Annotated in this window: 4 protein-coding genes; 1 reads left to right on the top strand and 3 read right to left on the bottom strand. The window is 38.0% G+C overall.

Annotation, left to right across the window (positions count from 1 at the left end; genetic code table 11):
• Positions 1–311: GrpB family protein (locus tag G3KMM_RS02760; RefSeq protein ID WP_164998497.1), on the bottom strand; the 311-nt coding region annotated here is incomplete at its 3' end.
• A gap of 295 nt (positions 312–606) precedes the next feature.
• Here G3KMM_RS02760 and G3KMM_RS02755 point away from each other — a divergent pair.
• Complete coding sequence (locus tag G3KMM_RS02755; protein ID WP_129605276.1) at positions 607–2,241, top strand: UvrD-helicase domain-containing protein; 1,635 nt, start codon at positions 607–609, stop codon at positions 2,239–2,241.
• A gap of 7 nt (positions 2,242–2,248) precedes the next feature.
• On the opposite strand, the gene G3KMM_RS02750 is transcribed toward G3KMM_RS02755, so the two are convergent.
• Together G3KMM_RS02750 and G3KMM_RS02745 are read right to left on the bottom strand one after the other, a co-directional pair.
• Positions 2,249–2,989 carry a putative ABC transporter permease gene (locus tag G3KMM_RS02750; RefSeq protein WP_129605273.1) on the bottom strand — a complete coding sequence of 247 codons (741 nt, stop codon included), beginning with the start codon at positions 2,987–2,989 and terminating at the stop codon, positions 2,249–2,251.
• A gap of 88 nt (positions 2,990–3,077) precedes the next feature.
• On the bottom strand, positions 3,078–4,845 hold a 1,768-nt coding region (locus G3KMM_RS02745; RefSeq protein WP_164998496.1), incomplete at its 5' end, for a ribonuclease J.

Here is a 4,845-nt window from a genome sequence, read left to right as displayed (position 1 = left end):
GGACAAATATGAATATGAAAATCACCCTCGCTAGTCTCTTCTTGTGTACTTGCCAAAAAAATTCTGTCTTCGTGGCTGTCGTTTCTCTCAAAATATCCATTTTTTATTAAGATATTTTTTATAGAAATCATATCTTTACGAGTTGGAACTCCGATAAGAATATCGACTATGTTTTTTCCGCCAATAAAAACAGCGCTACTACCGACGTGTTCGATTTTTATATTAGTAGGGAGAAGCATAGATAAACGATGCTCTTCTTGATTAAAACGTTTAATAAGATCTGGTGAATATTTTTTTATAATAACAGACATGGTTAATTGTACCTTTCATACTCTTTGCGATCTTCGGGAGCCATTTCTCTAATCATACTTTTCCTCTGTTTTCTTCCGTTTTAATAATAACATATGGTGGATTTTAAAGAAGAACTGAGAGATAAAAAGAGTCTTTTGTTTTTAGTATTTACTTTATGTAATAATTTGTTAAGCTTGAGTTAGGCGAGCGAAGCCTTGCAATCTATAAGAGATTTTAGGAGAACACCTTTGGTGCTCTTTTTTATTTCACACGTTAAGTAAAAATTTAAGTTTTTGGACAGAAAGGAGGTGAAGGATGCGAAGCGAGTTAGATTATAAGTTTGTTGAAGGATATTCACTAGATAGGCAGCAGGTAGAGAGTATCGAAAATGATTCACAAAATACCTTAGTGGTAGCCGGAGCAGGAACTGGCAAGACAACCACGATTATCGGAAAAATTAAATGGATTTTAAATAGGTGGATCAGAGGTAGATGTAATATTCCAAGAATCTTAGTAATTTCATTCACACATGCAACTAGAATAGAGCTAGAAAAGCGGATTCTTGCAGAGATCCTGAGTAATGATGAGATTTTTAAGATATATCACCCTGGTGTTTTTTTGATGGTAGAAACTTTCCATAGTTTGGCTTTAAAAATTGTCAAAGAAACGAGACAAACCATGCGAGCTGGACCAGATAAAATTCGTTTAACAAAGTTAGGTTTTGGCGACTTCCTAAAACAGACCAGGCCAGACATCTCGGAAGATACGACAGAAATATATGAGCGTCTATACTATCTAACGCGAAACTACCATATTGAATATCAAGATTTAAGACAGTTCACGAATATAAAATACCCGAATTTCTGGCAAAAGAAAAAGAGATTAGAGAATCTGGATACAATTCGAAGACTAGAAGAGCTCAGCCATAAATACAAAACCACTTTATCTAGTGCAGGAGAGGTTGATTTTGTCGGCTTCCTAGAGGAGGCAATTAACAATACACTTGGCGCCATTAATGCTAATAATTTAAAACTGTTGCAAGAATTTTGCTTTGATTTTGTAATAATTGATGAATATCAGGATATATCACCACTTGAATATTCCTTAATTAAAAAATTAAGACAAATTCATGGTTTTAGATTATTCTGCGTAGGAGATGACTGGCAGACTATTTATCAATTTGCAGGAAGTGAAATAGATTTAATCTTGGATTTTAAAAAGTATTGGGGGGAGACCAAAGTATTTAAAATCGAGCAGACCTATCGTTTTCCAGAACGGCTTGCCAAACTATCTGGGGATTTTGTGATGAAAAATAGATCACAACTAGTAAAGAATATTCGTGGGATTAACTGCCTAGATCCAGATCAAATAATTGAGATCAATGGCCCCTCCGAGAGAACTGATCTTAATGCCCTGTTTTTCTTCTTTCTGAACCTACCAAGAAATGCAAGAATTTTTCTAATTGGTCGTTATAATTTTGATATAAAACGTATACTACATTGTGAATTTCTTGAATTTAAAATTAGCACTAGTGAGTTAAAAATTAGTATGCCAAAAAGGCCAGACCTTGATATTAGGTTCTATAGCGCACATAAATCAAAGGGATTACAGGCTGACTACGTTTTTATCATTAATTGTCGAGACGCGACGCTAGGATTTCCAAGCCAAGTCGAAGAGAAAGACTTAATCACAATCACAAAAGAGACGTTTCTTTGGAAGGAGCATAATAAAAAACTGGGAGGACTAGAAAGAGGAAGTCTTTTGATAAGAGCTTGGAATTCTTTGACTACTACTCGAGAATGTGAGTTTGCAGAAGAAAGGAGGCTGTTTTATGTAGCGATGACAAGGGCACGGAAAAAAGTTTTCTTTTTGACTGTTCAAAACAAGGAGTCCCCTTTTATCCTAGAATTAAGAGAGGAGGATAATTTTAAAAGCTACTTAATAGATTAAGATAGTTCTACTTCTTTGCGGTTTTAGACTTAAAGGTCTGTGAAACACGTTTTTTAGCTTCTTTTTGAGCATTGCCTACGTGATGTATGGCGGTGTGAGCAAGACGACGACTTAATCTTGAGGCTTTTTTGTAATAATTGATACTGAAACGCTTAATTTCGGCAGTCAGGTCAACAGTTCCGCCCTTAAAAACTCCTTTAATATTTGAGATGGCAATTAGAGATAAAAGGATGTCGGCAACAAAAATTATCAGAAGTAGACCAGAGATAACTAAAAGAGATAGAGGGCTTAGAGGAGCAAGAAGACGAGAAAAAAATGGTTGGATAAGATGTAAAATGAAGATACCACCCACACCAAAGCCAATCGAGGTCTCGAGTGAAATGCGGCCATTGAGGTGTAGGAGTGAGGCGGTCGTATAGTCCCACCAACGTACATTGTAAATTTTTTCCAAAACAACAGAGGTAATATATTCAATTAGGTCACAGATAATGATCATCAATAAAAACTCCAGTGGCCAGGACAGGTGAAGGGGGCCGATTAAGAGCACACAAACTAAGGAACCGACGCCATAGATGGGGCAAATAGGGCCAAAGAAAAAGCCACGATTTTCAAGTTTGCGCTTCATGAAGTAAGTCCAAATGCATTCAACGATCCATCCCCCAACAGAATAGAGAATAAATAATAGAAAATAATAGGCGAATTGCAGAATAATTGATTCGATTTGGCTGCCGAATAGGTTAGAAAACATTAGGTTTATTATACCTTAATAGCCTAGTAAATAACAGAAAAAGCTACTTTTTGTAGCTTTTTCTATCTTTATCGTCAAGAATATAAGCCTAGACCTTATTGATGACTGGAATAACAATTGGAGTGTGACCAGTTGCATCGTAGAGGATTCGAGTAATATCTTCCTTAATCTCGTCTTTTAGAACTTTGAGTTCAGGGTCGGAGGAAATTGATTTTTCGGTCTTTACACGAAGGTAATGGCGGATTTTACCGATCAGTTCCTCGGAGTTATCAAGATAAATGAAGGCACGAGATACAATGTCTGGAGTTTTGATGAGGCGACCAGTTTTCTTACTGAGAGTAAGAACGATCATAAAGATACCTTCGCGAGAAATGTGAATGCGATCCTTAACGACGGCTTCATGTACTGGCTTATCAGCATCGTCATAGAGCTTATTGCCAACATGGATGCGACCATTTTTGCGAATAGTTTGGTTTGGTAAGAGCTCGACAATGTCACCGTCATCGGCAACAAGAATATTGTCGTGAGGAATACCAACCACATTTTCAGCCATTTCAGCATTATGCTCCATCATGAAGAATTCACCGTGATATGGCAGATAATTCTTTGGCTGCAGGCGGGTAACAAAATCAACGTGATCTTCGTAATAGGCGTGACCAGAGAGATGGAGTGGGCCAATATTAGTGAGGTGAGTTTTGCCGTTTTGAATAACCTGAGCACCTTCACGAAGTAGCCCGTCAACAGTATTCACGACATGAGGTTCGTTTCCTGGAATTGGATTTGAGCTAAAGACAATAGTATCAGAAGCTTTGATTTTAATAAACTTATGAGCGCCACTAACCATGCGATTAAGTACAGCATTCAACTCACCCTGAGAACCAGTACAGACGATAGTAACTTTTTCATCAGGAAGCTTAATAATGTCCTCCATCTTCATGACGGTATCTTTTGGCACTTTAATACATTTTGCTCGTAAAGCGACCTCAATATTATTAATCATGGAGAAGCCAGCAAAAGCAACCTTGCGACCACGCTGGTAAGCTTGCTCAAGGATCATGCCGATACGATTAATTTGTGAAGAAAAACAGGAGATGATGACGCGACCATTAGCATAATGATCCATCACCTTACCAATATTGTCACCAACGTCATATTCGGAATGTGGGTGATGACCCGGAGAATCAATGTTGGTTGATTCGTTAATCATGAGAGCAATCCCCTCTTTTTTAACGATTTCATCAATACGTTCAAAGTCAGTTTGACGCTCGATTGGGTTTGCTTCGGCACGCCAGTCGCCAGAAAGGTAAATCACGCCATTTGGAGTGCGAATCACGAGAGCACAGTTACCTGGAATGGAATGAAGAGTGTGAATAAATTCAACACTTAAATGTTCAGAGACTTGAAGCTTCTCATGCTTCAATGGATCAACAACCTGATAATTCATCTCAGGAAGATCATCAAGCTCACTCATCTGTTTTTTAATCATGCCGATAGTGAAGTCGGTGGCATAAATAGGGGTGAGTGGACTGAATTTTGGTAACAGATGGCGACAGGCACCGATATGATCAAGGTGGGCATGAGTAAAGAGAATCGCCTTAATTTTATCCATATTATCTTCGAGATATTTGATGTCTGGCACCATGTAGTTGACGCCTGGATAATCCTCGCTGGCAAACAAAACGCCCATATCGATAAGAATGATCTCGCTTTTATATTCAATGGCGGTCATATTTTTACCGATACCAAATTCACCTAGGCCGCCGATTGGAATAATACGAACTGCTTCAGGATCTGGACGAGCCGATTTGAGCTGATCATTTGTAACCTGAGTACCGTTATAACCATTAAAACGGGAT

Origin of the sequence: Candidatus Nanosyncoccus nanoralicus, assembly GCF_004138405.1 — a bacterium.
Classification (GTDB): Bacteria; Patescibacteriota; Saccharimonadia; order Saccharimonadales; family Saccharimonadaceae; genus Nanosyncoccus; species Nanosyncoccus nanoralicus.
This window is presented reverse-complemented; position numbering and strand designations above follow the sequence as displayed.